Source organism: Listeria monocytogenes, assembly GCF_013282665.1.
GTDB lineage: Bacteria > Bacillota > Bacilli > Lactobacillales > Listeriaceae > Listeria > Listeria monocytogenes_C.
This window is the reverse complement of record NZ_CP054041.1, coordinates 1,966,449-1,991,999: the sequence shown is the minus strand read 5'-3', so window position 1 is coordinate 1,991,999 and position 25,551 is coordinate 1,966,449. Positions and strand designations below refer to the sequence as shown.

Here is a 25,551-nt window from a genome sequence, read left to right as displayed (position 1 = left end):
AGAGTAGGAGGGCATGACATGGATAAAAATGAAGAAGTCATGGCGAACGTCAGAGATTTATTTAATAAGCTTGCTTGGATTAATAAAGTGAAGATGGAAAAAGCGCTGGAAGGATATAAACCTTCTGAAGTCCACTGCATCGAATATATTGCCAAAAATGAAGATCCTAATGTAACAAAACTCGCGGAAGCCTTCTATATGACAAAGAGCGCGATTAGCAAAATCACAAAAAAGCTGATGGATAAAGGCTATATTGAAAGTTATCAAAAAACGGAGAATAAGAAAGAAATTTATTTCCGTTTAACAGCTAGAGGCGCTGAAATTAACCAAGTCCACGATAATTTGCATCAAGAATTCCTCGATCGTGACAAGGTAGTTTTCGAAGATGTATCAGATGCACAATATGCGGAAGTATTAAAATTTGTGGAAAAATATCGTCGTCATTTAGATAATGAAATGCAGAAAGTTTATAATCAAAAAACCGAATAAACCTAGTAACAGCCTAATTTTTCAAGTTAGGCTGTTTTTTATTTTTTCATTTTTGTTGACAAGGAAACAAAAAGGAGTTAAGCTATTTATGTTTCCTAGGACACTAATTATCATTCGATAGGAGTATTACATGTTATCCACTAAATCTTTTATTAATAAGAAAACTTTACTGTTCGGTCTTATATCTGTTTTCCTCTGTGGAATGGGCTTTAGTATTATTATGCCCGTTGTGCCATTTCTCGTAACACCTTATGTAACAAACGCTAGTGATCAAGCGCTTATGGTGACACTGCTCACATCTGTTTATGCGCTTTGCGTATTCTTTGCTGCGCCTGGACTCGGTGCTTTAAGTGACCGCTTTGGTAGACGCCCAGTTTTACTCATTTGTTTTATTGGTTCTGCGATTGGTTAGTTGGTTTTCGGTCTTGGTGGGGCGCTTTGGGTGCTTTTCCTTGGTCGAATTATTGAAGGTATTACTGGTGGGAGTATAAGTACACTGTTTGCTTTCTTTGCGGATATTACACCTCAAGAGGAGCGGACGAAATACTTTGGTTGGGTTAGTGCTGCAGCTGGTGCGGGCGCTGCACTTGGTCCGGCTTTTGGCGGAATGCTTGCCCACTTTGGTTATGCTACGCCGTTTTTCTTTGGGGCCGCAATTACTTTCATCAACTTTTTATTCGGTTATTTTTACATGCCTGAGAGTTTAGACGAAGCAAATCGTTTAAAACGAATTCCGCTAATGCGACTCAATCCATTTTCCCAGTTGCTTACTATTTTGACCATCAAAAACTTAGGGCGCTTACTGATTGCTGGATTTTTCATTTGGGTTCCGAATGGCTCGTTGCAAGCGGTGATGTCTCAATTCGCCATTGATAGCTTCAGTTGGAAGCCCGCGTTAATCGGGATGATGTTTTCGATTATGGGTATTCAAGATATCCTGTCACAAGCTTTCGTTATGCCTAAATTACTACTCAAGTTAACTGACAAACAAATCTCTATTTTGGGGATGATTGCTGAAATTATTGGCTATTTGCTAATTGCAGCTTCCTCGATTTTCACACTTGCACCGCTACTCGTTATTGGCATGTTTGTTTTTGGTTTTGGTGATTCGATTTTCGGACCTTCGTTTAACGGAATGGTTTCAAAATCTGCCAGTGCTAGCGAACAAGGTCGGATTCAAGGAGGGAGCCAAGCCATTCAGTCCGTGGCGCGTGTTATCGGACCAATTATCGGCGGGCAACTTTATGTTACACTTGGCCATGCCGCTCCTGCTGTTATGGGTGTCCTTTTAATAACTGTTGCACTTTTTATCCTTTACCAAAAGACTTCTTTAGTAAAATAATGTTTTTCGTACTTAACAAACCATTTTGCGATAAAAAAAGTATCCCTATACTATTAATAAGGATACCTTTTTAGTAATTAGTTTAACTTATAGATGTAAAACTTTTCCTTGTCGTATGATTTTCTCTTGTTTTAATGCAACTGGAATCATCATTAAGCCTGCGATAATTAAAGCTGTAAACATAATGGTAAAAGTTGCTCCCCAGCCGTGTAATGTATAGCCAAATATTTGCATACCTGCTTTTGTTGGGTCTGCGACATATCCTAGAAAAACTTTAGCAAAAGAATCTCCGAATAAGTATGCAAACGTTCCAGTTAAGCCATTTGTTACAGCTAAAGCATTTCTAGGAACAAACTCTATCACCGACACGCCAATTAAAAGTTGGGGACCAAATACTAAGAATCCTAAAATAAATAATACCGTATACATGCCATAAACACTTGTAACTTGCGAATAACTAATTAACATGAAAAATTCAATGACAACTGCAATAATCGAGCAGAGCATACGGCGGCCTTTCATAATATCTGAGAGCCAGCCCCACGATAATGAACCTAACAATGCTCCAATTTCAAAAAAAGAAATAGTCATAATAGCATCTTTTGTGCCCCATCCTAGCGCTTGAATACAATAAACTGGCGCCCAATTATCAATACCAATTCTAACAATATAGATAAATATATTTATGACACATAAAGTCCATACCCACGGATTATTAATAACAAATCGACAAAAAATTTGAAATCTAGAAAGGTCTTTTGTCTCGGATTCTCCTTGCTCTTCTCGTTCTTCAAAAATTTCGGCCGCAGAGTTCCATCCTAATTCTTCCGGTTCATCATGGCCCACAGAGAAGCAAATAATTGCAATGATGATCGCAATGATACCCGGAACGATAAACATTCCTCCTGCTCCGCCATTAAAGAAAGTAGTCGCACCCCAAAAAGCAACAATTCCCGCTAAAGCACCACCTATATTATGCGAGGCATTCCAAAAACCTAACCATCTTCCTCTTTTCAATTTTGGCGTCCAGCGAGTGATAGTTGAATAGGAAGCCGGTCCACCTGGTGATTGTACAAATCCATTCGCTCCCCAAAGGATAAACAATATACCTACTGTTGCTTGCTTTGTAACTAAAAGTATTCCAATAATAATTGATATAATAGCAGAAATCCCTAATAAAAAACTCATTATTTTTTTAGCATTTCTTCCATCCACGGCATACCCTAAAATCGTTTTTCCAATTCCGTACATAACAGAAAAAGCTAAACCAATCATTCCTAGTTCTGTGGTGCTGAAATGGTTCTGCTCAATTAACAACGTCTGAGCTGCTTTAAAGTTATTCCTTAGAAGGTAAACCGTTAGATAACAAATAAATACAGACATAAATGCAACGATAAAGTGTTTGAACCATTGTTGTCTTTGAATTTCTAGTGGAACAAAATGGTTCTTTCTTTTTAAACTGAATAATGACATTATAATTTTCCTTTCAAGTGTAATCTTCCTTCCAAATTTAAAATGCGATGAATAATATTACGCAAACGCTTCCACATAAAGTCTACCAATTTTTCTAAAGCCATCACCTCTGCTGTCCAAATGCATTATTTCCCCTTTTGCGCTGCTAAAAATATAAACCGGATACACTCTTTCCGTCATTAACACTTGTTATCATGCAGAAAACAAAAAAGCAGGAATTATCTTGGGATTCCCAAATAATTCCTGCTTTCCTTTTAGTAAATATTTCCTAAAACCCGAAAGTTTTTATTCATTAAATTGTATTAAACTGGGCATCATATAATCGCTTATAGGCGCCATTATCTTGCGCTAAAAGTTCATCATGAGTTCCCGTTTCTGCGATGCCCGTTTCATTTACAACGATAATTCGGTCAGCATGCTTAATGGTCGCAAGTCGGTGCGCGATAATTAATGTCGTACGCCCTTCTGCTAGTTCTTCTAATGAAGCTTGAATCACTTGCTCGGTTTCGGTATCCAGTGCTGACGTCGCTTCATCTAAAATTAAAATCGGCGGATTCTTCAAAAACATTCGCGCAATAGCTAACCGTTGTTTTTGTCCCCCAGAAAGTTTGACGCCCCGCTCACCAATGATTGTGTCAAGTCCATCTGGCATTTCTTCTACTACTTTGGAAAGATGCGCGAGTTTCACGACATGCTCTATTTCTTCATCGCTAGCATCTAATTTTCCGTACGCGATATTTTCACGAACTGTACCGGAAAACAGAAAGACATCTTGTTGCACGACACCGATTTGTGCTCGTAAGGATGGTAAAGTAAATCGTTTAATATTCTCACCGTCAATCGTAATCTCACCAGCTGATACATCGTAAAAACGTGGCAATAAATTACAAATCGTTGTTTTCCCAGCCCCACTTGGCCCAACAAATGCAACAGTCTCTCCAGCTTTAATAGAAAGATTTATATGATTTAGAACCTTTTTCCCATCACTATATTCAAAAGATACTTGGTTGTATGCAATGTCACCGCGGAACGCTTCGGCCGGTTTCGCACCTTTTTCGTCTTGGATTGCTGGTTCTGTATCCATTACTTCTAGGAATCGCTTAAATCCTGCAAAGCCCTTTGGATAGCTTTCGATTACGTTGTTGATTTTCTCGATTGGTCGGATGAACACGTTCGTTAGCAAAATAAATCCGACAAACTCCCCATAAGATATTTCGCCATTAATCGTAAAATAAGCTCCGAATAAAAGAGCAAATAAACTAATCAATCGCATTAGAAAATAGTTAAACGAAAAACTCAAGCCCATCACTTTGTAGAACATTAGTTTTGACTGACGGTACGCTTGATTGAGCACGCTAAAACGCCCTTTTTCATGTGGCTCGTTGGCGAATGCTTGCACAACCCGCACCCCGCTAATGGCATTTTCCACGCCGGCATTAAAATTTCCTAAATCTTTAAAAATCCCGGTTGTTACTTTGGTCATTCGTTTGTTGAAGTAAACAATTAAAACAGTCAAAATCGGCACTAGAATAAAGGTCGAAATCGCTAATTTCACATTGATATTTAACATTAAGAAAAAGGCACCAAAAAGGGACATAATCGAAATAAAAATATCTTCGGGACCGTGATGCGCCACTTCACCAATTTCAAATAAATCAGTCGTCATTCGCGACATCAATTTCCCGGTTTTCTGATTATCGTAAAAGCCAAATGGTTGTTTTTGCAAATGACTGAATAAATCTCTCCGCATATCTGTTTCTATGTTAAGACCAAGCATATGGCCAAAATAAGTGACAATGTACTGCATAAATGTATTAAGTATGTAAAAGAATAATAAGGCGAGTGCCGCAGTAATAATCAACCCAAAATCTTTTCCTGGAAGTAATGTATCAATCACGTGGTTAACCGCGACAGGAAAGGCCAACTCCAAAATAGCAGCTAAAACGGCACAACCAAAATCAATGATAAAAAGTGTTCGATACGGTTTATAATAACTAAAAAATCGTTTTAGAATAACAATCCCCCCTTAAAAATAGTCATGGTTCCCATTATAGTGTAAAATGACTAAAAAAGCGATATTGTTTTTGGAAAGGAGGCAACTGATGAAACGATTAGAAAAAATTTCTTCTATTGTTCCCATCCTGCTACGAATCACCCTAAATCTGGCACTTATTATGGTCGGTTTTACCCTTGTTGCTTTTTTAATTAGAGAGGCATTTACGATTTTCAATAATATTTTCTTCTTAGATACAGATGTTTCTTACTATTATATGACACAAGATATTTTAACGTTTTTCCTTTACTTTGAATTTATTGCGCTTATTGTAAAATATTTCGAATCTCATTTTCATTTCCCGCTGCGCTACTTTATTTATATTGGCATCACAGCGATTATTCGATTTATTATTGTCGATCATTCTAGCGCAACTTCCACGCTGATACTTTCAGGCGCGATTTTGCTCCTAGTCGCTGCATTATTTTTAGCTAATACAAAGTTGCTCAAGCGAGAGGGCTAAAAGAGCAATCCGGTTTGTTTTCTTTCGGATTGCTCTTTTATTGCTTATTCCTTACGACGCCGCTTTCGAGCTTGTTGTACGATTAAATAAATTCCACAAGAAATGGCTATAATATCTAGGCATGTACCTATAAGTCTACCGAGCTATCGTCAGTTTTAGGCAATATTGCTTTAGATATTTGTTTTTTAGCGCTACTTTCGTTTTTTTCGCTGTTGGTGGTGTGATTTGTTCTTTTGACAAAACGAGTTTTTTGCAATTTCTGCCGTAGGAGTTTCTACTTGAGATGTTATAGGAATAATTGGATCTAACGGATTTTCTGCGCCCAGAGATTGTTCAGGCAGCTTTTTCTGGTAAAAAACTATCGCATAGAACTTCGAAATAATTCTGATATAGACTTCTTTTTGGATTAAACCTTTTGAAAGTCGTACTTCTCGAATTAATTCTCCATAAGCAACTATGTTCGTTCTCCTTCACGAAAATCCAATTTCAGAAAATATAAGCTACTACTTTTGGAAGAAGCGATTATTGCTATTCTGGTATAGTTACTTTAGTAGTTGAATGCTTTTACTTTTAAAATAAAACTTACAAAAACATCACATTGGAAACGAAAAAAGACTACTCATTCACTTTATTTGAGTAGTCTTTGTTTTTAAACTGGATTTAAATCAGAATTAAAAAGTTTAATTGCTTTTGAAAGTGCTAAAACTTCGGCTTCTAATTTTGCTTTTTGTTTTTTTAGTTCGTACATTTGTAAAATATTAGCGGCTTCGTTTAAGTCTACGCTCGTTGGATCGTATCCTTTAATCCATCTAGAAAGCGATGCAATAGATACACCGAAATCATTGCATAATGTTTGTTTAGGTGTTCCTTTATAGTGTAAGTAAACAAGGCTAATTTTAAATTTTTCGGTATATTTTTTAGTAGGCATGAACAGTTCCTCTCTTGTGCGTATTTCATATAAAGTAAGTTTCCCAGATAACTGTTTAATTAAGTTGTTCTATTTTCAACGAAATGACTTCATACTTTTTTAGTGAGTGAGAAAAGTAAAAACTTCCCCTTGTTTCGCTTCTCTCTGCTAATTCACTGTATTGTCTCCTTTGATTTTCAGTAAAGATAACTGATACCTAAAAACTTTTTAGATATAGAAATATTTCAAGTTCAACATAACCATTATAATAGAATTCTTCTCCTTTTTTATACTAAAAAAAGACCTTTTTGATTGTTTTTATGGCTAAAAAATGACGTTTTGATGTCTGTTCAGTGAAATCAGCAAGACTTCTCCATTATTTCACTATTATATTAGCACTTTTTTAGCAAAACAAGCATTATTCTCTAGCAAAAATGCCATCTTCATAGTCAAGTTCCTTTCTCAATTAGATGCATTATATTAGCAAAAAAGCTTGTAAATAAAGCGTCTTCATCGATTGAAAAATACATTTTTCTTAATAAATCAATAAATCATAGCAATATTTCTCTCCACTGGTCTATTTTAAGTAATTTTTACTTCCATTTGGTTAATATATAGCGTTCGCTTAGCTTTTTTCTTATAAAAGTGTTTTATTGATTAGCTTTTTTTCATTTATGGTACAATAAGCTACAATATACATAGAAAAGAGGACTGCTATGGAATTTCTACTTATTTTACTGCCAGTGTTTGGAATTTTCGCTATTGGATTTATTGGGCAAAAGACATTAAAATTTGATATTCCTAATTTGTCTAAACTCACGCTTTACTTAATGTCGCCGTTTCTTGCATTTAATACTTTTTATACCAATCCGCTTACGATGGATTATGTTTATTTGGCGATTTATATTTTTGCGCTTTGTTTGAGTTTAATTTTGCTTGTCAGTCTGATTAGTTTTCTGCTTGGTTACAACTTGCAAGATCGTTGCGCGCTCATTTTGGCTAGTGCGTTTATGAATAATGGGAATTATGGAACCCCTGTTGTATTGCTTGTTTTTGGGGCTGTGGGACTTGATATCGCAGTTGTTTTAATGGTACTGCAACAACTAGCTATGAGTACAATTGGCATTTATTTCGCTGCAAAAGGAAGTAAGGATGCGAACGGAATGAAAACCGTTATGAAGCGGGTCGTTCGAATGCCGATTGCTTACGGGGCATTACTTGGACTCGCACTACAATTGCTACATGTCTCGCTCCCTTCTGCCTTAATGACTTGTGTAAAACTGGTTGGGGATGCGGCTATTCCAACGATTATGATTGTACTTGGAATGCAATTAGCCGTGATTTCGTTTAGAAGAATTGAACTTACGAAAGTTGGTATTGCCCTAGTGCTCAAGTTACTCATTGCGCCAATTATCGCTTTTGGTTTAACGTTGATTCTTCCGGTGGATGAAATGACAAAACAAATCATGATTTTACTCGCAGCGATGCCAACTGCAGCCAATACAACATTAATGGCTGTACAATTTGATACGAAACCAGATTTAGTTTCCAGTGCTACGTTTATTAGTACTGTTTTAAGTATTATTACGTTGCCAATTGTACTCTATTTTCTTCATCCAGTTTTCTAAGGCGGGCTCTAGCTCGCCTTTTTTGTATAGACCAATTATAAAACAAAACGTTTGTCTTACTAACATTTAAGAAATATAATAGCTATACCAATTAAAAAGGAGGCCGTCGAGTGATGAATACTTTAGATATGAAATATTTACATTTATTAGCAAAAGAATATCCCACTATCGCTAAAACAGCTACGGAAATCATTAACCTAGAAGCAATTATGAATCTTCCAAAAGGAACTGAACATTTTTTAAGTGATGTTCACGGGGAATATAGTGCTTTTGAACAAGTGCTTCGTAACGGTTCTGGTGTTGTAAAACGAAAAATTCGTGATATTTTTGGAGCAGAATTAGATGATGCGGAGATTAATTCACTAAGTACGCTGATTTATTATCCGGAAGAAAAGATGGATTTGATTGCTAGTGAGACGGAAGATTTGCATGCTTGGTACCGCACTACGCTCTTTCGCTTAATTGAACTATGTCAGTATGTCGCTTCTAAATATACGCGGTCCAAAGTTAGAAAAGCCATGCCAGAAGATTTTGCCTACATATTAGAAGAGTTGCTTCATGAAAACTACAATGAAGATGACAAAAAACTTTACTATGAAGAAATTTTACAACATATTATTTCACTTGGTCGTGCAGAAGAATTTATTAGTGCTCTCTCGCGTCTTATTCAACAATTGGTTGTAGATCATCTGCATATTGTTGGTGATGTTTACGATCGCGGTCCTTATCCGGATAAAATCATGGATACTTTGATGAATTATCATTCACTCGATTTCCAGTGGGGCAATCATGATATTTTATGGATGGGCGCAGCATGTGGTTCCAGAGTTTGTGCAGCCAATGTTATTCGGATTTCTGCCCGTTATTTAAATTTAGATATTTTAGAAGATAGTTACGGCATCTCCCTTCGCCCTCTCGCACTGTTTGCGGATGAAGTGTATAAAGACGACCCTTGTAAATATTTCCAACCAAAAAATGAAGATAATATGGACTACAGTAACGCGGAAATCACTCAAATAGCTAGAATGCACAAAGCCATCTCGATTATACAGTTTAAACTAGAAGGTGAAATTATTAATCGGCGTAAAGAATTTAATATGGAGCACCGGCTATTACTTCAATTTATCGATTACAAAAAAGGTATCATTCATCTAAAAGGAAAAGAATACCAGCTTCTAGACACAAACTTCCCAACGATTGACCCAGAAGACCCGTATACCCTTACCGATGCAGAGAAAGATCTTATCGAAAAAATTACTGCCTCTTTTAAAAATTGTCGTCGCTTACAAAAACATGTGCAATTTTTATATTCAAAAGGGAGCATGTTTTTAACTTATAACGGTAATTTGTTGTATCACGGCTGCATTCCGCTTCATGAAAATGGGACTTTTATGGAAATGAAATTGCGCGGGAAGAAATATGCCGGTCGCGCACTTTTAGAGCAATTTGAAATACTCACTCGGGAAGCATACGTCCGCCCACCAGGAACAAAAGAAAAGAAATATGCGTGTGATATCGTTTGGTATTTATGGACTGGTGCCATTTCTTCCCTATTTGGGAAAAGTGAGATGACTACGTTTGAACGTTATTTTGTTGCTGAAAAAGAAACACATATAGAGGAAAAAAATCCTTATTACAAATTACGCAATGATGAAGTGATTTGTAAACAAATCTTGGAAGAATTCGGTCTTGATGGGGAGTGTGGGCATATTATTAACGGCCATACTCCCGTCAAAGAAGGCAAAGGGGAAAGTCCTATTAAAGCAAGTGGCAAAATGCTCGTGATTGATGGCGGATTTGCCAAAGCTTATCACAAAGAAACAAGTTTGGCTGGATATACATTACTTTTCAACAGTTACGGCTTACAATTAGTCAGTCATCAACCCTTTACCACGAAAGAAGACGCGATTAAAAATGAAACAGACATTCTCTCTACCCGCCAAGTTATCGAAATGGAAATTAACCGTAAACGCGTAAGAGATACCGATATTGGCACGAAACTAAGTGAGCAAGCAGAAGATTTAAAAATGTTGCTAGATGCTTACCGTAATGGTTTGCTACATGAAAATCGTTAACTAATAGGTTTATTATTGTCATAAAACTTTCACAAGTGGCAAATGGCTTGGGCTGCAACCACTAGCACTTAATTGAATATATCTCGCTTAATTTTCCTCGTGCATCTTCTAAGAAAAAAAGTTATATTTAAATAGTAGTTATTTCTTTATAACTTTCATAAGAGAATATCTATTCATTCCCACATTGCTTCTGATTCCCACAGATCAAAAGCAAAAAAGAAGGTCCAGCTAATGCTGGACCTTCTTTTTTTATTTCCCTTGCTCCCGGGCTAATTTTCTAGCCTCACGCGCAGCTTTTCTAGCTGCCCGCTCATCATCCACAGGTGCTTTCACTTCTTCCGCTACTTCTTTTTTCTTTAAAATTTTCTCTAAATCAAGCCCAGCCATCGTCGCATAGCGTTTAAAGCGTTTTTCTGCATCTAAACGGGTTTTTTCGGATAGTTTTGTAGCAACTTCCGGATTTGCTTTATAGAGCGCTGAGTATCGTGTTTCGCGTTTTAGGAAGTCTTCGAATTGATCGAAATCGACTTTTTTATAATCCATTGTCATTGGGTTTTTCCCTTTTTCTTCTAGTGCTGGATTATAACGATACAAACTCCAGTAGCCGCATTCCACTGCTTTTTGCGTTTCACTTAGCATTGTTTTCATACCACTTGAAATACCGTGATTAATACAAGGCGTATAAGCAATAATTAGTGATGGACCTGGATATGCCTCTGCTTCTTCAATGGCTTTTAAGGTTTGACGTTTGTTCGCCCCCATCGCAATTTGCGCCACATAGATATTTCCGTAACTCATCGCCATAATGCCAAGATCTTTTTTGCCGACAGATTTCCCACCTGAAGCAAATTTGGCAATCGCAGCAGTTGGTGTAGCTTTCGACGATTGTCCGCCTGTATTGGAATATACTTCATTATCCATTACGAAAATATTCACATCTTCGCCTGATGCTAAAACATGATCAATTCCGCCGAAGCCAATATCATAAGCCCAGCCGTCGCCTCCAAGCATCCACTGCGATCGTTTAATAAATAATTCTCGGTCATTATAAATGGATTCAAGCACAGGTTTTCCTTCCATCTCACTAAGAAGCGCAAGTTGTAATGCTTCTGCTCGTTCTCGTGTATCTTCTGAAACATCCATTTGCGTTTGCCAGTTAACAAGCGCCTCGCGTAACGTTTCTGACATGGCTTCGTCCCTGAGCGCTTTTGTCACTTTATTGTTTAAAGCTTTTCGCATGGTTTGGTTTGCTAAATACATACCATAACCGTATTCTGCGTTATCTTCTAAAAGGGAATTGCCCCATGCTGGTCCGTGCCCTTTATCATTAACAGTATAAGGCGTTGCCGGTGCAGATGCGCCCCAAATCGAGGAACAACCAGTGGCATTAGCAATCATCATCCGATCGCCGAACATTTGCGTTAATAACTTAACATAAGGAGTTTCACCGCAACCTGCACAAGCTCCAGAGAACTCTAGTAACGGTTGTTCAAATTGGCTTCCCGGTACAGTATTTTTCTTCCCAGGATTTTTCTTCGGTTTCACATTAATCGCAAACGACCAATTCGGATTTTCTTTAGCTGCCACTTCTTCAAATGGTTTCATTACGAGTGCTTTGTCTTTCGCCGGACACGTTTCCGCACATAAGTTACAACCAGTGCAGTCCATCGGAGAAACTTGGATACGGTAACGAAGGCCATCTTTGCCGCGCATTTCACGTGTCATAAAGCCTTCTGGAGCAGATTCCATTTCTTCTTCATCTGTTAAAATTGGACGAATGGCAGCATGCGGACAAACAAAGGCACATTCATTACACATCGTACAGTTTTCAGAAATCCATTCCGGGACTTCGAGCGCAATTCCGCGTTTTTCATAAGCAGCAGTTCCCGGAGGATACGCACCACTTGTCATACCATTAGAAATTAAATCACCAACAGTCAAGTTGTCGCCTTCTAAGCGATTCACTGGCTCAAGGATATTTTGTACGTAAGCTGGTTTTTCAGTCATTGCTTTTGTTTCTGCTGTTACAACTGGACTTGCCCAGCTTGCAGGAACTTCTACTTTATGCAAATTAGCAACAGTTTGGTCCATCGCGAGAATATTTTTCTCCGCAACTGCCATATCTTTTTTTCCGTAAGTAGCGATAGCCGACTCTTTTAAATCAGCAAGTGCTTTTTCGAACGGTAAAATATCGGTCACTTGGAAAAAAGCTGTTTGCATAATCGTATTAATTCTTCTACCAAGTCCTGCTTCTCCCGCAATTCTCATCGCATTTAACGTATAAAACTGAATATTATTTTTCGCAATATATTCGCGCATTGCAGCTGGTAAATGGCGTTCTAATTGCGCGCCTTCCCAAATAGTATTGAGTAAGAAGGTTCCGCCTGGTTTTAGACCTTTTAATAAATCATACGAACGTAAATAGGCCGAGGTGGAACAGGAAACGAAATCTGCTTGTTGGATTAGATAGGCTGAGCGAATTCGTTTTTCACCAAAGCGCAAATGCGAAACGGTTAGCCCGCCCGATTTTTTCGAATCATAGGAAAAGTAACCTTGAGCATATAAATCGGTGTTATCGCCAATAATTTTGATTGCGGCTTTATTCGCCCCAACTGTCCCATCTGAGCCAAATCCCCAGAATTTACATTGGAACGTTTTTTCTGAAGTTAAATCGCTTGGTCCTGTATTTTCAATAGAAAGGTTGGTAATATCATCCGTAATTCCAATCGTAAAGCGTGGTTTTGGTTTTTCTGTCGTTAGGTGCGAATAAACACCAAGAATCTGGTCTGGTGTAACATCTTTTGAACCTAAGCCATATCTACCGCCAATCACTAGAGGACGAGTCTCACAATCATAAAGCACACTTTGCACATCAAGTAAAAGTGGTTCGCCCCCTGATCCTGGCTCTTTCGTCCGGTCTAAAACAGCGACGCGTTCTACTGTTTTCGGTAGTTTTGCTAAAAAGTTTTCTGCTGGGAAAGGACGATATAAACGGATATTGATTAATCCTACTTTCTTGCCTTGCGTTGTTAAGTAGTCAATAACTTGCTCAATAACCGGTGTTACAGAGCCCATCGCTACAATGACATCTGTTGCGTCTTCTGCCCCGTAATAATTTACTAAGTCATAATCCGTGCCACGAAGCTGATTGATTTCTTGCATATAATTTTGAACAATGCTAGGGATATCCTCGTAATAGCCGTTCACTGTTTCTCTTTGTTGGAAAAAGATATCTGGATTTTGATTCGAACCTAATGTTTTAGGATTATTTGGTGTCATCGCCCGATTTCGGAATTGTTGTAATGCTTCTTTGTCGAGCAAATTTTCTAATTCGTCATATTCGAGTACTTCGACTTTTTGTAATTCATGACTTGTCCGGAAGCCGTCAAAGAAATTTAAAAATGGCAAACTTCCTTTTAGTGAAGCCAGATGAGCAACCGCAGATAAGTCCATTACTTCTTGAACGGAACCTTCTGCTAACATCGCAAAGCCTGTTTGACGCGCTGCCATCACATCACTATGGTCGCCAAAAATATTTAGCGAGGCTGCCGAAATCGTCCTTGCGGAAACATGGAAAACAGTTGGCAATAGTTCACCGGCAATTTTGTACATATTAGGAATCATTAAAAGTAACCCTTGGCTCGCTGTGTATGTGCTTGTTAGTGCGCCAGCTTGAAGTGATCCGTGAACAGTTCCTGCCGCTCCTGCTTCTGATTGCATTTCTACTACTTTTACGGGTTCATGGAATAAATTTTTCTTGTTCTTTGCTGACCATTCATCCACGAGTTCAGCCATGGTGGAGGAAGGGGTAATCGGATAGATTGCTGCAACTTCAGTAAAAGCATAAGAAATATAAGCTGCGGCCGTGTTTCCATCCATCGTTTTTCTATTTCGCATAAGACTCAACACTTCCAGTCATTCTAGTTTTATAATCATTCTTATTTTACACCACTATTCGTTTATACTCAATGCTTCACAAGGACTAGTAAAAGTGTAGATTTTTAACAAAAAAAAGAAACTAGCTGTAAAATTAAGCTAGTTTCTTTTATAATTATTCGTTTAATTCTAAAACAGATTCAGCAATGTTATTCGCGTGGTCACCAATTCGTTCTAAATCACTGACGATATCAATGTATAGAATTCCGCTAACGACTTGGCATTTGCCTTCGTTTAAGCGGCGAATATGATTTTTGCGTAATCGGCGCTCTGCTTTATCAATATCTTTTTCTACTAAAATAGTTTCTTCTGCAAGTGTGCGATCTTTTTTGTGCATCGCTTTCACTGCACGTTCAAAATTCGCGGTTGTCATCTCAAACATTTCGATAAGTTGCTCGGAAGCTTCTTCAGACATTTTCGCTTTATTTTTAATTAGTTGATCGATATTTTCTACGATATTCTCCATGTGATCACCAACGCGTTCAATATCACGAACGGTATCAAGCATTAATGCGTGCTCTTCTGTCTCGTTGTTCGTCAAGGCCACGGAAGAAATTTTCGTTAAATACTCGGTGATTTTTCGGTCTAAATTATTTACAGCTTCTTCCACTTGAATGGTCGATTCCGCATGCTTCGATTCCCGGTTCACAAGATATTGTCTCGCTTCTTGCAACCCAAATTTCGCGTAATCCGCCATACGTAGTGTTTCTTCACGTGCCATTTCAAGAGCGATACCAGGAGATTGGTCAATTAAATTCGTATCCAAATGTTTGGTTTTATAATCAATTCGCGAGTCGTCACCTGGAATAAGCTTCGTAACAAGCCATGCAAATGCACCGATAAACCAGAATTGAATAAAGGTATTCGTAATATTAAATGTCCCGTGCGCGACGGCAATCGTCATTTCTGGATTTAGTCCAAACAGTCCTTGTAAGTAGGAAACCAGTGCGGTAAATAACGGAAGTATCAGCATGAAAATGACGGCACCGATTAAGTTAAAGATAACATGTGTCGCTGCTGCACGTTTCGCGGCTACACTCGCACCAATCGCTGCAAGAACAGCTGTGATGGTTGTTCCGATATTGTCACCGAATAGAACCGGTAAGGCCGCTTGAAGATCAATCGCACCTTGCCCATATAATTCTTGTAAAATCCCGATAGTCGCACTCGATGACTGCACAACTGCCGTGAAGATCGTTCCGATTAGCAAACCTAAAAATGGATTCGTACTCATTTGAGCAGTTAATTCATGGAAAGATTCCATTCCAGCAAGAGGTTTCATCCCTTGCCCCATCAAATCTAGTCCATAAAATAAGGCACCAAAACCAAAGAATACTTGGCCAATATTTTTCACTTTATGATTTTTAAAGAAGAATAAAAGTACTGCACCAACAGCAATTATTGGTAAAGAGTATTCGGATAGCTTAATCCCAATAATAAAGGCGGTAACGGTTGTTCCGATGTTCGCCCCCATGATAACACCAATTGCTTGTTTTAACGTCATAAATCCGGCACTTACTAGTCCGACCGTCAAAACAGTTGTACCTGAGCTACTTTGAATTAATACAGTAACTAAAATCCCGGCAAGTACACCCATAAAAGGATTCGTTGTGTACTTATCTAAAATATCACGGAGTCTATCGCCGGCTGCCATTTGCAGTCCGTCTCCCATGTATTTTATACCGAAAAGGAAAATTCCAAGTCCTCCGATAAATTGAAAAATCATCTGCTGAATATTTATGTCTCCCATGAATATCTCCTTTTTGTTTGTAATCTTGTAATTTCACTCTTTTTTCATCATAAAAGAAAGTAAAAGCAACGTAAATAACTTTTTTTTATTTTGTAAAGTGAAGTCCAAGTAAATCTCTGAAAGTTGTTGATACTAAAGGCTTTATCACGTTCCGAATGTATTGTTAAGTTTTTGTAAAGGTAGGCTTAATAATTTATTTTAATTTCCACTGCGTAATTTGGTAATAAATTCTTTTGCAGCAACTACATTTAATTGTTTGCTTTCTTGTAAAAATGTGGCTACTTTTTCGATTTCATCTGCTTCTGCTCCAGCCGTCATGGCTAGTGATTTTGCTTGTAGTGACATATGACCGCGTTGAATGCCTTCTGTTACGAGTGCTTTTAAAGCTGATAAATTTTGTGTTAATCCAACGGCACATACTAACATTGCTAATTCCTTCGCTGATTCAACGCGAGCAATTTTTTTCGAAAGTGTTGCAATTGGGTGGATACCAATAGAACCGCCTACAAAGGCTACTGGCATTGGTAACGTTAATTCCCCAACCAAGTACCCTTCCGCATCTTTTGACCACTTAGACATCGGTTTGTAGCTTCCTGTTCTAGCTGCGTAGGCGTGACTTGCCGCTTCTACCGCGCGCCAATCGTTCCCAAACGCCATAATTACCGCATCAATACCATTCATTATTCCTTTATTATGTGTTGCTGCTCGGTAAATGTCTGCATCGGCAAATTCGTATGCGGCAATGATTCTATCACGAACCCATTCGCCACTCTGGTTTTTGGTTGCTAAGCTTTCTGGATTAATCCGACAAACAGCAGTTGCGGTCGCTTCATCTACTAAATTAGATAAAATACGCATATTAGCTATGCCGTTCGTCAACATTTCTAATTCTGGTGCTAGCGCTTCGACCATGGTGTTGACCATATTCGCGCCCATTGCTTCTTGGGTATCTACGAGTAAATGAACAATAAATAACGCTTCGTCATGGGCTGTTTGTGCTGTCCTGACTTGAATTTCAACTGCACCACCGCCACGCTTTTGTAACGATGGATGAGCTTGATTAGCGATAGCAATTAGTTGTTCTTCGTTCGCGATGATGTTTTCTTTTGCTGCTTGGATATCAGAAACAGAAATCAACTCAATCTGACCAATCATTTTTCGTTTTGTTGCACTTCCAGTTATCCCGCCATTTTGTGCAATAAGTTTTGCCCCAGCGCTTTGGGCCGCAACAACAGAAGGCTCTTCCATCGCCATGGGTACCACATAACGTTTATCATTTAAAAGCATGTTCATTCCTAATCCGAGCGGCAGCGAATAAATGCCAATGGTATTTTCAATCATATGATTCGCTTTATCAAAAGAAAGCGCCCCTGTAGAAGCTAAAAATGCTTGTTCTTCTTCATTTAGGCCTGCATATTCCGCCAAAATTGCATGTCGTTCTTCTACTGTTTTTTTATAAAATTTATCAAAAGCATTCATAGCTTTATCACCTCAAATTAAAATTTATACCTCTACTTGACTATAGCATATTTCGAAACTGGATGTAACGGTCCCAGAAAGCTCCTTCTAATTCAGCACGCTTCTTTGGTTTTTCCCATTTCCCGACTACTTGACCTTCTGTGATAATCGCCGGTCTGAAAATCCCGTTTTTTGTCATAATTTCATCGTGCCATCTTTCTGGTAAAATGGCTGAGCGATCTCGGTAGCCGATAATCCATTCATCAAAACCAGCCAGTGGAATTGTACTAGTTACCGCGTCATTTCTAGCCAATGTTGTTATGTAATAATCGCCCATTTTAGGCATATCCGCTAATCCTATTTTGGCATCGGTCACAGTTAATCCCGACCAAAAACAAAAATCTTTCAAAGTAGCTGGTGCATGGCTCTGGATGTATCGTTTGGCTAATTCTTTTATCGCTTCTTCTCGAGTGAAATGATTCGTATCAGCCGGAATATGCATCGTATTTCTAAAAGTTTCATTCGGACCTGAACAAATGACTTTCCGAGAGCTTAAATAAACTAACAGCTGAGCAAAAGGAATCCCTGCACTCGGTAAATCTTTGGTTGCTAAATGAGCCGCCAAGTCTTTTCTCGTAACGGCTTGTTCTGAAACAATTTCCGAAACGACTTCTGTAGCCTTATGAAGAACCTCTTCCGTTAGACCTAATTTCGCTCGGTATGGCTTACATATTTTATCTATGGAAGGCGCAATTAACTCCATCATCCAGTGATAATCTTTGGCTGAAAATAAGTGAATCGTTCCGCGTAAAAGCCATGTCCGGATAATTTCACCATTATTAATCGCTTGCTCTACAGCCTGTTCACTTGGCGTCGTCATTCTACTCCCAACAGCCCAGAGCGACTGACCATAGTTTTGTGATTGCATTGCTCCAAAATGAAAAACAATTCTTTCCGGAGATTCACACCACGCAGTTTGTATTAATTTCTGACTTTGAAAGCGGTTTTCTATTATTGTTTTTGCGTCCATCTGTTAACCTCTTTTTTTAGTTTATTGTAGCATAAAAATCCCCTCCAGTTCGATAAGCTGGAAGGGATTTTTTCACTATTAGAAATTAAAGTTGTCTGGATCTGGGCCAGTTCTTTCGTCTTTATTTAAACCGTTGATTTTTGCTACTTCTTCTTCGGTTAATTCGAAGTCGAAAATATCGGCATTTTGAATAATACGATCCTGGTGAACGGATTTTGGAATCGTCACGACACCGATTTGTAAGTCCCAACGTAGGATAACTTGTGCAACTGATTTACCATGTGCATCGGCAATCGCTTTGATTTCTGGGTTAGAAAGTAATTTCCCATTACCTAGTGGAGACCAAGCTTCTACTACAATGTTGTTTTCAGCACAGAATTTGCGTAAAGGTTCTTGTGTTAGTTGTGGATGTAATTCAATTTGGTTGACCATTGGAACAATTTCCGCGTCTTCCATTAGTTCTTTTAGGTGATGTTCGTGGAAGTTACATACACCGATTGCGCGAACACGTTTATCTTTATATAATTTTTCAAAAGCGCGCCAAGTGTCTTTAAATTTACCTTTGACTGGCCAGTGAATTAAATATAAGTCTACATAATCAAGTTCTAATTTACGTAAGCTCTCATCAAATGCAGCCAAAGTGGATTCATAACCTTGCTCTGCATTCCAAAGTTTCGTTGTTACGAATAAGTCTTCTCTCTTAATGCCAGACTCTTTAATCGCTTGACCGACACCTTCTTCATTCTTGTAAGCAGCAGCTGTATCAATGCTAATGTAACCAGCTTCGATTGCCCATTTAACAGAATTTACTGCTTCGTCGCCGTCTTGCACTTTCCATACGCCAAATCCTAAACGGGGCATTTCTACACCATTTGCAAGTTTTACTGTATCTTTTAAGTTCAATTTATCCGCCTCCTAAAAGTAATAACACGTTTACTATACACCTTAGAGTATACTCAAAGGCAAACATTTGGCTTTTCGATTTTCAAGGTGCTATTATTAAGAAAAAAAGAGGTGGTTTTAGTGCAACAAACAATCAAAGAAGCTTCCGAATACACGGGTTTAAGCGCCCATACGATTCGCTATTATGAACGAGAAGGATTAATCCCTTTTCTAGCACGCGATAAAAATAATAACCGGATTTTTGATAACGAGGCTTTGCACTGGCTTGAATTACTCACCTGTTTACGCGTCACCGGAATGCCCCTTGCTAAACAAAAAGAAATTGTTGAACTAACTAAAGGTGGTGACGGCACTGTCTCCGAGCGCATCGCTGTACTGAAAGAACATCAAGCTGATATGTACCGCCGGCAAGCAGAGCTAGACCGAGCATTTAAAAAAATTGAGAAAAAATTAGCTTGCTACGAAGAGTTAGAACAAGCAGTAAATAAAAGTGTGGACCAGTTTAGCTAACTGATCCACACTTTTTTATAGTTGTTTTTTCTTTTTCCGATGTTTTCTAATAAGATAAATAACTAGACCAATGATTACAACAAGTAAAATCCCACCAACAATCGCAATATTTTTTACGTTTGGTACGGTAACTTCAAAATACATTTCGGATTTTTTGTCGAGTGGCACATCCCAAGTGAGTTTCCCGCCATCGACGCTTTTAGCGTTGTTCTCTCCAATTGAGGAAATCGGTAAATCTAAAATAAAGGTATAATCGACTTGGCTTAAAATTTCTTTTGGAAACGGAACATCTATCACTTCTTTTTTCCAAATTTTTTCGATGTCAATAGTAGCATCTACTTTGATTTTTTGTGTGAAGAAACTCTTGGTATTGGTAATTTTCACCCCAAAATCTTCAGGTTTCATATCGCTTTTCATTGTTTCATTTTTATCTAGTTTCTTTTCGATATGATAGCTTGTATTTGATTTTTTATCTACTGTAAATCCAGCTTCCTGCAGTTTAGCTTCTACTTCATCCGAGTAACTTGAGGCGAAAATCCCTGCTACAGAAGAAATATCGATATCAAAGGAAATGGTCGCTTCCCCTTTTTTATCCACTTTTACTGTATTTGTTACATCGGCACATCCAGCAAGAACTAACGCCAAACTCATTACTAAGGTGACTATGATTTTTTTCATTGGTTGGCCTCATTTCTTATTTTTGCATATGTTCATATTCGTGACCGCTAAGTGTGGTTTCACCAGTTACATGAAACCCTAAGCGCTCATATAGCCGTTTAGCATGTGGGTTTCCTTTGTCGCAATTTAATCCTACTACTTTTTCGCCATCTATTGCAGCAATTTCTGTTAATTTAGCAAGAAGCGCTGTCCCAACGCCATAACCGCGATATTTTTCGTTTGTAACGATCGAATCTAAGTACCATTCGCCAGGAAATGTTTCTTTATCAGCAAATATTGGTTCTTCATATCTGATGCCGTGTTTCTTTGCAATTGCGTTCCAAGCGTGGTCGATTTCAGGTTCAAGTTTCCCAGGGTATCCTGCCAGAACTCCTGCAATATCCCCCTCTTTCTCATAAACATGCAGATGTCTATAACTATAACGATAATCTTCTGTCTGAATTGCTTCGATTAGCGCATTCGTAATCGCCTCTTCCGTCTCTACCTCTAAAATAGGTAATTCCATATCTTTCCATATAACGAGTAAAAGGGGCGCAATTTTTGGCGCGTCTGATTTTTTCGCTTGTCGAATCAATTTTTACATCCTCATTTCTAATTTCTTTGTCTCATTTTACTATTCTTTCTACCCCACTTGCAAAAATAAAATGCTATTAGGATAACTTTCCTCCAAATAGCATTTTATCCTTATTGCATTGCTGCGTTTTGTAAGAAGTCTAATGCTTTACTTGTTAAATCTGTATCTTCCATGATTTTAGGTTCTTCTTGTGTTAATAATTTAGTCAGTTTTTTCGTTTCTTCTTCCGTTAATCGTTCCAAATTTTTCAAGCTATGCGCTATTGGTAAAACTGATTTCATGTATGCTTTTAGTGCTTCTAAGCCGAGGTTTTCTGTCAATATACCTTGGCGTAATAAGAGTCTTGCTTTCTCGGTGAAATCTGCATCTAAACTTACATCATAGCCTAAATGTTGTTGTTCTGTGTCATGATTGTCTAAAAAATGCACTTCGATAGCAATTTGTTCTACTTCATAAATCCGTAACCGAATACGCATATCTGACTCGAAAACTAATTTCACACGAAAATCTGCTCCTAGCAGACCATTCCCTTCTGCTACTTCCCCTAAAAGCCAAGCATGAAAAGCTAGTAGTTTTTGACGTACTTTATTATTTTTAATATGTTCTAAAACATACGGTAGCACGATTTTATTCGCGTCATCGGTCCAGTAAGTTGGTAGATCCCGCCAATATTTTTCTGTATCCGCACTCGTCCCATTGACTAAAAGTAGCGGATACGGATAGGCGCTCATATCGCAAAATTGATTTTTTTGAAGTTCATATAAGAATGGAATCGTCTTTTTCACAGTCTTACTTTCGATTCCTAATTTTTCTACCAAGGGTGTAATAACGATAGCAATTTCTTCAATAACTTCCTCGGCACGCATTTGCGCTTCCTCATTTCCCGGATAGCGTGTACCGATATTTTTACCAAAGTTACGTTCTAGTGACGCAGCTACCAATTTTTCTGTTTCATTCATCTTATTATCCTCCTTCAAGCTTTTGCTCTTTTTCGCTGAATAAGCTTTTGAATTTCTACGAATAGGAGTGGGAACATCGAGAGGATGAATGCGAGAATCCAGTGCGTCAAGCTCATTTCTACTAAGAAGAACATGTTTGCTAGTGGCGGAATAATCGCAAGTCCTAAAATAATCAGCATCGAACAAATCGCGCTAAAGAACAAGCCACGGTTAGATAAAAATCCGATGGTGAAAATCGACTTATCACTTCTTACGTTGAAAATATGTGCAACAGATGACCATGCTAGGATAACGAATGCCATTGTCATCCCTACTTCATAGCTTGCACCAATCGAATTATTAATCGTTACAAACTGCCCGATATAAAATCCTGCCAGTGTCACAATTGTAAATACAACTGCTTGCGTCGCCATTTTCTTCCCAAGTCCATTTGCAAAAATCCCTGCATTTTTTGGAATTGGCTTACGCTCCATAATCGAGTCATCTGCCTTTTCACGACTCAAGAAGAAGCCTGGAATCCCGTCAGACACCACGTTGATTAATAGCAACTGAACAGCTACAACCGGCGCGCCCCAACCAAGAATAATCGCAATTAACATAATGAAAATTTGTGAAAAGTTGGTACTTAATAAGAAATAAATCGTTTTGCGGATATTCTCATAAGCTGTACGCCCTTCTTTGACTGCATCTACAATCGTTGCAAAATTATCGTCTGTTATCACCATATCTGCAGCGTTTTTAGATACATCTGTTCCAGTAATTCCCATTGCAGCACCAACGTCCGCTGCTTTTAGAGCCGGTGCATCATTTACACCATCACCTGTCATCGTGACAATTTCACCATTTTTTTGCCAAGCTTTAACAATTCGAATTTTATCTTCTGGACTAACACGCGCATATACCGCATAATCTCGAATGTTTTTCTCCAGATTTGCTTCTGACATTTCCGCCAGCTCTGCCCCAGTAATCGCTTTGTCCCCATCCGTTAAAATACCAATTTCTTTTGCAATTGCTGATGCCGTTACAATATGGTCACCAGTTATCATTACAGTCTTAATACCCGCTTTTTTCGCCGCTAACACAGCTGCTTTACTTTCCGGTCTCGGTGGGTCAATCATTCCAACCATTCCCGCGAACGTTAAGTCCGTCTCAAGCGCCTCACTAGACAAGTCTGCCGGCATTTCCGAATATTTTTTATACGCAACAACTAACACCCGAAGTGCATCCTCCGCAAAACTGTCATGCACTTGCTCCGCCTCTTTTAAAAACTCCGCTGAAAAATTTACCGGAATGCGGTCAAACGCGCCTTTTGTAATGGAAAGAAATCCGTCTTCTACTTGGTGAATCGTCGTCATAAGCTTTCTATCTGAGTCAAAAGGAAGTTCGAACACGCGTGGATATCTAGCTTCCAATGCTTTTTTCGTTGTTCCTTTTTCTTCTAGTAAACGGATAATCGCACTTTCGGTTGGATCTCCAATGATGGTTTCTTCGCCGTCTGTTACATCAATCGTCGCGTTACTGGAAAGGCTCAACATTTCTAATACTTTTTGTTCTGCAGTATCAAATTCAGCTGTTGCTTTTATCGGCGCATGGTCTGCTGCCCAAATTTGCTGGATAATCATTTTGTTTTGCGTTAATGTTCCTGTTTTATCAGAACAAATAACTGACGTATTTCCGATTGTTTCAACTGCTGGAATTCGGCGGATAATCGTATTCTTTTGCACCATATTTTGAACCCCATAAGCAAGTGTTAATGTCACAATAACTGGCAATGTCTCAGGAACTGCTGCTACAGCTAAAGAAATCGCGATCATCAACGTTTCAATAATCGTTTCACCGTACACATATACATCAATGATAAAAATTAAAATACCTGCTAAAAGCGCTACAATACTAAGTCGTTTTGCTAATTCTTTTAAGCGAAGTTGTAAAGGCGTCATCAGTTTTGAGGTGCTGTTTAAAAGTCCAGCAATTTTCCCCATCTCTGTTTCCATACCAATTTCTACGACAACCGCCGTGGCACGACCATTTGTTACAAGACAGCCTGAGTAAAGCATATTCAGCCTATCCCCAATCGGTGCTTTTTCTGAAACAACTGCGTTCGCGTCTTTTTCAACTGGAACACTTTCGCCGGTCAACGCGGATTCCTCAACTTGCAAACTACTGCTAGAAATAATCCGTGCATCTGCTGGAATCATATCGCCTGCAACGATTTCAATAATATCCCCTGGCACTAATTCCGTTGCATCCACTTGCATTCGCACGCCATCACGAACAACCGTTGTTAAATGCGCATTCATACTTTGTAATGCAGCAAGTGCTTTCTCAGCGCTGTTTTCCTGGTAAATGCCGAGCACCATATTCAACACGACAATTCCTAAAATAACAACAACTTTCGCCCAACCATAACCGGTTGTAATTGCTAAATAAGCGGAAATCGCCGCTGCAAAAAGCAATACAATCGTCGTAATTTCAATTAAATGGTGACCAATTTTTTGAAGAAGTGATTCTTTCTTCCCCTCTTCAAATTCATTCGTCCCAAACTCTGCATGTTTTTGTTTCACTTGTTCTTTCGTTAACCCTGTGTCTAAATTCGTGTGTAGTTTGCTGAGAAGTTGCTCCATTGACTCTTTTACCCAAAGCATACATCTACCTCCTACGCACTTACTCCCAAAAGCAAGTACTTACTTTATTTTATTACAAAAAAATATTAATTTAAATATATCCGATTTCTTAGTGTAATTGTATAATATATCACGTTTATTTGCAAGTATTTTGTTTTTATTCACAAATCCTCATTATTTTGAGACATGACTTCGCAGTAGATTAGGCTTATACTAAAGCTATTAATTGTATAGGAGATGATGAGATGTCTTTTGCAGTTCCTTACTTAGTTTTTAACGGAGAAGGTCAAGATGCGCTAACATTTTATGCGGATGTTTTTCAGGCTGAGATTACAAGCGTTCAGCGTTTTAAAGAGATGAACAATTTTGATGGCGATGCCGTTTTTGGTGAGCGATTGATGCATAGTCGTTTAGCAAAAAACGGGGAAGAATTTATTTATATTACCGATGCGCCTTATGATGGTTTTACAATTGGCAATCGGGTGACGATCTTGATTAATTTTGAAACAGAGGATGATATTAAGTACGCCTATGAACTCTTGAGTGCTACGGGCAAAGTGGAAATGGAGTTGCAAGTGGCGTTCTGGGGTTCGACTTATGCGCAGGTGACGGACCGGTTTGGGGTGTTTTGGCAGCTTAATTTTGGGTGAGATTAGAAAACCAGTTACGCCAGGGGTTTGGTGGGTAACTGGTTTTTTG

The 25,551-nt window shown here is 38.5% G+C and carries 19 protein-coding genes and 2 pseudogenes; 8 read left to right on the top strand and 13 right to left on the bottom strand.

Features of this window, described 5'->3' with window-relative positions:
* The first annotated feature begins 18 nt into the window (after positions 1 to 18).
* Positions 19 to 489: a MarR family winged helix-turn-helix transcriptional regulator gene (locus tag HRK21_RS09985; RefSeq protein WP_070006775.1), complete on the top strand. Its 471-nt coding sequence runs from the start codon at positions 19 to 21 to the stop codon at positions 487 to 489.
* Between the two features lie 130 nt (positions 490 to 619).
* Positions 620 to 1,831 (top strand): annotated as a pseudogene (locus HRK21_RS09980) (MFS transporter).
* A gap of 87 nt (positions 1,832 to 1,918) precedes the next feature.
* On the opposite strand, the gene hpt reads toward HRK21_RS09980, so the two are convergent.
* On the bottom strand, positions 1,919 to 3,304 hold the full coding sequence (hpt, locus tag HRK21_RS09975; RefSeq protein WP_003738463.1) for a hexose phosphate transporter Hpt: 1,386 nt from the start codon (positions 3,302 to 3,304) through the stop codon (positions 1,919 to 1,921).
* A gap of 292 nt (positions 3,305 to 3,596) precedes the next feature.
* Positions 3,597 to 5,318, bottom strand: coding sequence for an ABC transporter ATP-binding protein (locus HRK21_RS09970; protein WP_173346383.1), 1,722 nt, complete (start codon positions 5,316 to 5,318; stop codon positions 3,597 to 3,599).
* A gap of 88 nt (positions 5,319 to 5,406) precedes the next feature.
* Here HRK21_RS09970 and psiE point away from each other — a divergent pair, with 88 nt between their 5' ends.
* On the top strand, positions 5,407 to 5,820 hold the full coding sequence (gene psiE, locus HRK21_RS09965; protein ID WP_003729465.1) for a phosphate-starvation-inducible protein PsiE: 414 nt from the start codon (positions 5,407 to 5,409) through the stop codon (positions 5,818 to 5,820).
* Between the two features lie 341 nt (positions 5,821 to 6,161).
* Here psiE and HRK21_RS09960 read toward each other — a convergent pair.
* A pseudogene (locus HRK21_RS09960) lies at positions 6,162 to 6,278 on the bottom strand (Rgg family transcriptional regulator); the annotation flags it as partial.
* A gap of 191 nt (positions 6,279 to 6,469) precedes the next feature.
* Positions 6,470 to 6,748, bottom strand: coding sequence for a transposase (locus HRK21_RS09955; protein WP_003738459.1), 279 nt, complete (start codon positions 6,746 to 6,748; stop codon positions 6,470 to 6,472).
* Between the two features lie 695 nt (positions 6,749 to 7,443).
* Here HRK21_RS09955 and HRK21_RS09950 point away from each other — a divergent pair.
* Entirely contained in the window at positions 7,444 to 8,355 is a 912-nt protein-coding gene (locus tag HRK21_RS09950; RefSeq protein ID WP_003738458.1) for an AEC family transporter, read from the top strand.
* A gap of 113 nt (positions 8,356 to 8,468) precedes the next feature.
* Positions 8,469 to 10,430 (top strand): fructose-bisphosphatase class III, encoded by a 1,962-nt coding sequence (locus HRK21_RS09945; RefSeq protein WP_070006774.1) that lies wholly within the window; start codon positions 8,469 to 8,471, stop codon positions 10,428 to 10,430.
* 249 nt (positions 10,431 to 10,679) lie between these two features.
* Here HRK21_RS09945 and nifJ read toward each other — a convergent pair whose 3' ends face one another.
* The 5 genes from nifJ to HRK21_RS09920 all read right to left on the bottom strand — a co-directional run bounded on the left by nifJ (position 10,680) and on the right by HRK21_RS09920 (position 19,507).
* Positions 10,680 to 14,327 (bottom strand): pyruvate:ferredoxin (flavodoxin) oxidoreductase, encoded by a 3,648-nt coding sequence (gene nifJ, locus HRK21_RS09940; RefSeq protein ID WP_070006773.1) that lies wholly within the window; start codon positions 14,325 to 14,327, stop codon positions 10,680 to 10,682.
* A gap of 154 nt (positions 14,328 to 14,481) precedes the next feature.
* The gene (locus HRK21_RS09935) at positions 14,482 to 16,116 is read right to left on the bottom strand and encodes a Na/Pi cotransporter family protein (protein ID WP_069888459.1); all 1,635 of its coding nucleotides are present in this window, start codon (positions 16,114 to 16,116) and stop codon (positions 14,482 to 14,484) included.
* 198 nt (positions 16,117 to 16,314) lie between these two features.
* A complete protein-coding gene (locus tag HRK21_RS09930) occupies positions 16,315 to 17,595 on the bottom strand; it encodes a hydroxymethylglutaryl-CoA reductase, degradative (protein ID WP_070006772.1) in 1,281 nt (426 codons plus the stop codon).
* 40 nt (positions 17,596 to 17,635) lie between these two features.
* On the bottom strand, positions 17,636 to 18,604 hold the full coding sequence (locus HRK21_RS09925) for a winged helix DNA-binding domain-containing protein (protein ID WP_070006771.1): 969 nt from the start codon (positions 18,602 to 18,604) through the stop codon (positions 17,636 to 17,638).
* 78 nt (positions 18,605 to 18,682) lie between these two features.
* Positions 18,683 to 19,507, bottom strand: a complete 825-nt coding sequence (locus tag HRK21_RS09920) for an aldo/keto reductase (protein ID WP_069888456.1) — start codon at positions 19,505 to 19,507, stop codon at positions 18,683 to 18,685.
* Between HRK21_RS09920 and HRK21_RS14135 the strand changes: the two genes are divergently transcribed.
* Both HRK21_RS14135 and HRK21_RS09915 read left to right on the top strand, forming a co-directional pair.
* Entirely contained in the window at positions 19,477 to 19,695 is a 219-nt protein-coding gene (locus HRK21_RS14135; RefSeq protein WP_508613278.1) for a T9SS type A sorting domain-containing protein, read from the top strand. The genes HRK21_RS09920 and HRK21_RS14135 overlap by 31 nt on opposite strands.
* A complete protein-coding gene (locus HRK21_RS09915; RefSeq protein WP_070006770.1) occupies positions 19,628 to 20,017 on the top strand; it encodes a MerR family transcriptional regulator in 390 nt (129 codons plus the stop codon). The genes HRK21_RS14135 and HRK21_RS09915 overlap by 68 nt, the downstream gene beginning before the upstream one ends.
* Positions 20,018 to 20,032: 15 nt before the next feature.
* Here HRK21_RS09915 and HRK21_RS09910 read toward each other — a convergent pair whose 3' ends face one another.
* The 4 genes from HRK21_RS09910 to HRK21_RS09895 form a co-directional block, all read right to left on the bottom strand.
* Positions 20,033 to 20,695: an EGFR-like transmembrane domain-containing protein gene (locus HRK21_RS09910; protein WP_070006769.1), complete on the bottom strand. Its 663-nt coding sequence runs from the start codon at positions 20,693 to 20,695 to the stop codon at positions 20,033 to 20,035.
* A gap of 16 nt (positions 20,696 to 20,711) precedes the next feature.
* Positions 20,712 to 21,269: a GNAT family N-acetyltransferase gene (locus HRK21_RS09905; RefSeq protein WP_070006768.1), complete on the bottom strand. Its 558-nt coding sequence runs from the start codon at positions 21,267 to 21,269 to the stop codon at positions 20,712 to 20,714.
* Between the two features lie 110 nt (positions 21,270 to 21,379).
* Positions 21,380 to 22,228, bottom strand: coding sequence for a hypothetical protein (locus HRK21_RS09900; protein ID WP_003738448.1), 849 nt, complete (start codon positions 22,226 to 22,228; stop codon positions 21,380 to 21,382).
* Positions 22,229 to 22,242: 14 nt separating this feature from the next.
* Positions 22,243 to 24,873, bottom strand: coding sequence for a cation-translocating P-type ATPase (locus HRK21_RS09895; RefSeq protein ID WP_070006767.1), 2,631 nt, complete (start codon positions 24,871 to 24,873; stop codon positions 22,243 to 22,245).
* Between the two features lie 224 nt (positions 24,874 to 25,097).
* Between HRK21_RS09895 and HRK21_RS09890 the strand changes: the two genes are divergently transcribed.
* Positions 25,098 to 25,502 (top strand): VOC family protein, encoded by a 405-nt coding sequence (locus HRK21_RS09890; RefSeq protein ID WP_069888451.1) that lies wholly within the window; start codon positions 25,098 to 25,100, stop codon positions 25,500 to 25,502.
* Positions 25,503 to 25,551 lie beyond the last annotated feature (49 nt).

Coding starts and splice junctions, on each gene's coding strand:
- HRK21_RS09895 (WP_070006767.1), bottom strand. CDS start 24,873: ATGCTTTGGGTAAAAGAGTCAATGGAGCAACTTCTCAGCAAACTACAC.
- HRK21_RS09985 (WP_070006775.1), top strand. CDS start 19: ATGGATAAAAATGAAGAAGTCATGGCGAACGTCAGAGATTTATTTAAT.
- HRK21_RS09890 (WP_069888451.1), top strand. CDS start 25,098: ATGTCTTTTGCAGTTCCTTACTTAGTTTTTAACGGAGAAGGTCAAGAT.
- HRK21_RS09950 (WP_003738458.1), top strand. CDS start 7,444: ATGGAATTTCTACTTATTTTACTGCCAGTGTTTGGAATTTTCGCTATT.
- nifJ (WP_070006773.1), bottom strand. CDS start 14,327: ATGCGAAATAGAAAAACGATGGATGGAAACACGGCCGCAGCTTATATT.
- HRK21_RS09945 (WP_070006774.1), top strand. CDS start 8,469: ATGAATACTTTAGATATGAAATATTTACATTTATTAGCAAAAGAATAT.
- psiE (WP_003729465.1), top strand. CDS start 5,407: ATGAAACGATTAGAAAAAATTTCTTCTATTGTTCCCATCCTGCTACGA.
- HRK21_RS09900 (WP_003738448.1), bottom strand. CDS start 22,228: ATGAATGAAACAGAAAAATTGGTAGCTGCGTCACTAGAACGTAACTTT.
- HRK21_RS09910 (WP_070006769.1), bottom strand. CDS start 20,695: ATGAAAAAAATCATAGTCACCTTAGTAATGAGTTTGGCGTTAGTTCTT.
- HRK21_RS09935 (WP_069888459.1), bottom strand. CDS start 16,116: ATGGGAGACATAAATATTCAGCAGATGATTTTTCAATTTATCGGAGGA.
- HRK21_RS09925 (WP_070006771.1), bottom strand. CDS start 18,604: ATGGACGCAAAAACAATAATAGAAAACCGCTTTCAAAGTCAGAAATTA.
- HRK21_RS09955 (WP_003738459.1), bottom strand. CDS start 6,748: ATGCCTACTAAAAAATATACCGAAAAATTTAAAATTAGCCTTGTTTAC.
- HRK21_RS09930 (WP_070006772.1), bottom strand. CDS start 17,595: ATGAATGCTTTTGATAAATTTTATAAAAAAACAGTAGAAGAACGACAT.
- hpt (WP_003738463.1), bottom strand. CDS start 3,304: ATGTCATTATTCAGTTTAAAAAGAAAGAACCATTTTGTTCCACTAGAA.